General features: G+C 63.9%; 2 protein-coding genes. One reads left to right on the top strand and one right to left on the bottom strand.

The window, feature by feature from the left end:
* On the bottom strand, positions 1–1,743 hold a 1,743-nt coding region (locus OC610_RS25605; protein ID WP_264431815.1), incomplete at its 3' end, for a M3 family metallopeptidase.
* 99 nt (positions 1,744–1,842) lie between these two features.
* On the opposite strand from OC610_RS25605, the gene OC610_RS25600 reads away from it, so the two are divergent.
* Positions 1,843–2,388: a gamma carbonic anhydrase family protein gene (locus OC610_RS25600; protein ID WP_264431814.1), complete on the top strand. Its 546-nt coding sequence runs from the start codon at positions 1,843–1,845 to the stop codon at positions 2,386–2,388.
* Positions 2,389–2,452: the final 64 nt, after the last annotated feature.

Raw genomic sequence — 2,452 nt, 5'->3', positions numbered from 1 at the left:
GTCGCGCACGCCTTCGAGCACTTCCAATACGCTGCGGCCGTCACCGTGGGTGGCGTGCAGCTCGAAGTCGAACAGCGAGAACTCCAACTGGCGAACCATCATCAGGCCGGACTGGAAATTCTTCGCCGCGAGCATTTTTTCCAGCAGGTCCTGGGGCAGCGGCTCACCGGTTTCGTAGTGGCCGGAAATCAGCGCCAGGCCTTCAGGCTCCCAGCACCAGTTTTCCATGAACTGGCTCGGCAGCTCGACGGCGTCCCAGGCCACACCGTTGATGCCCGACACGCCGGCGTGCTCGACGCGGGTCAGCAGGTGATGCAGGCCGTGGCCGAATTCATGGAACAGCGTGGTGACTTCGTCATGGGTCAGCAGCGCTGGCTTGCCGCTGTCGGCTGGAGTGAAGTTGCACACCAGGTTGGCGACCGGGCTTTGCAGTTCGCCGTCGAAGGTGCGACGACGATCACGGGCGCCGTCCATCCAGGCGCCGCCACGCTTGTTGGCGCGGGCATAGAGGTCGAAGAAGAAGCGGCCGACGTGCTGGCCGTTTTCCTTGATCTCGAACAGGCGCACGTCCGGGTGCCAGCTGTCGAAACCTTTCAGTTCAGCGATCTCGATGCCGTACAGACGTTGCACGATGGTGAACAGGCCGCCCAGCACCTTGTCGATCGGGAAGTACGCGCGCAGGGCTTCCTGGGCGACGCTGTAACGTTGCTGGCGGAGTTTTTCGCCATAGAAACCGCTGTCCCAGCTTTGCAGGTCGGGGCAGCCTTGTTCGGCGGCGAACGCCTTCAGTTGTTCCAGGTCCTGGGCGGCGAAGGGTTTGCTGCGCTTGGCCAGGTCACGCAGGAAACTGAGCACCTGGTCGCTGGATTCGGCCATCTTGGTCGCCAGGCTCAACTCGGCGAAATTGGCGAAGCCCAGCAGGTGGGCCAGTTCCTGGCGCAGGTCGAGGATCTGCTCCATCACCGGGCCGTTGTCGTTCTGGCCGGCATTCGGGCCCTGGTCCGAGGCGCGGGTGCAGTAGGCCGCGTAGACTTCTTCGCGCAGGGCGCGGTCTTCGGCGTAGGTCATCACCGCGTAGTAGCTAGGGAATTCCAGGTTGATCAGCCAGCCATCCAGCCCTTTGGCCTGGGCCGCAGCAGCCATTTGCGCCTTGGCCGAGTCGGTCAGGCCGGCGAGGGCGGCTTCGTCAGTGACGTGCTTGGTCCAGGCCTGGGTCGCGTCGAGCAATTGGTTGGAAAAGCGGCTGCCCAGCTCGGACAACTTGCTTTGCACCTCGGCGTAGCGCTTCTGCTGCTCGGGCGGCAGGTCGATGCCCGACAGGCGGAAATCGCGCAGGGAGTGTTCGAGAATGGTTTTCTGCGCCACATCGAAACCGGCCGCCTCGGGGCTGTTCGCCAGGGCTTCGAACGCCTGGAACAGCTCGCGGTTCTGGCCCAGTTCGGTGGAGTAGGCACTCAGCGCCGGCAGGCACGCCTCATAGGCTTCGCGCAGTTCCGGGCTGTTGCGCACGGCGTTCAAATGGCTCACCGGGCTCCAGGCCGCACCGAGGCGATCATTGAGCTCGTCCATCGCCAGCACCAGGCCGGCCCAGGTAGGCTGCTTGACTTGGGTCTTGAGGATTTCGGCGATGGCGGCACGGTTGTCAGCCAGGATCTGCTCGATGGCCGGTTGCACGTGCTCGGCACGGATCGCCGAGAATGGCGGCAGGTCGTAGGGCTGCAAAAGAGGGTTGTTCACGCTCACGGTTGACACCTTCGCTGGAAGAAACATGGGCCCATCTTAATTACAATCGACCTTCACCGCAGCTAGCAGCGCCTATCACCCGATAAGAGAGAGCCTATCGTGACCCTTCGCACGTACCAGAACCACAGCCCGAAGCTTGCCCGTGGGGCTTTTGTCGACAGCACCGCGGTGGTGATCGGCGACGTCGAAATCGGCGAAGACAGCTCCGTCTGGCCGCTGACGGTCATTCGCGGCGACATGCACCGCATCCGCATCGGCGCGCGCACCAGCATCCAGGACGGCTGCGTGCTGCACATCACCCACGCCGGCCCGTTCAACCCCGACGGCTTCCCGCTGCTGATCGGCGACGACGTGACCGTCGCCCACAAAGTCATGCTCCACGGTTGCGCCGTCGGCAGCCGGATCCTGATCGGCATGGGCAGCATCGTCATGGACGGCGCGGTGGTCGAAGACGACGTCATCATCGGCGCCGGCAGCCTCGTGCCGCCGGGAAAGCGCCTGGAGAGCGGCTTCCTGTACGTCGGCAGCCCGGTAAAACAGGTCCGCCCGCTGACCGACAAGGAGCGGGCGTTCTTCACCTACAGCGCGGCGAACTACGTAAAGCTCAAGGACCTGCACCTCGCCGAAGGCTACGACCAACCCTAATGACGACCCTCGTGGCGAGGGGTGCTTGCCCCACTGAACTGCCCCGTAGGAGCTGGCGAAGCCT

This window comes from Pseudomonas agronomica, from assembly GCF_025917275.1.
Taxonomy (GTDB): Bacteria; Pseudomonadota; Gammaproteobacteria; order Pseudomonadales; family Pseudomonadaceae; genus Aquipseudomonas; species Aquipseudomonas agronomica.
This window is presented reverse-complemented; position numbering and strand designations above follow the sequence as displayed.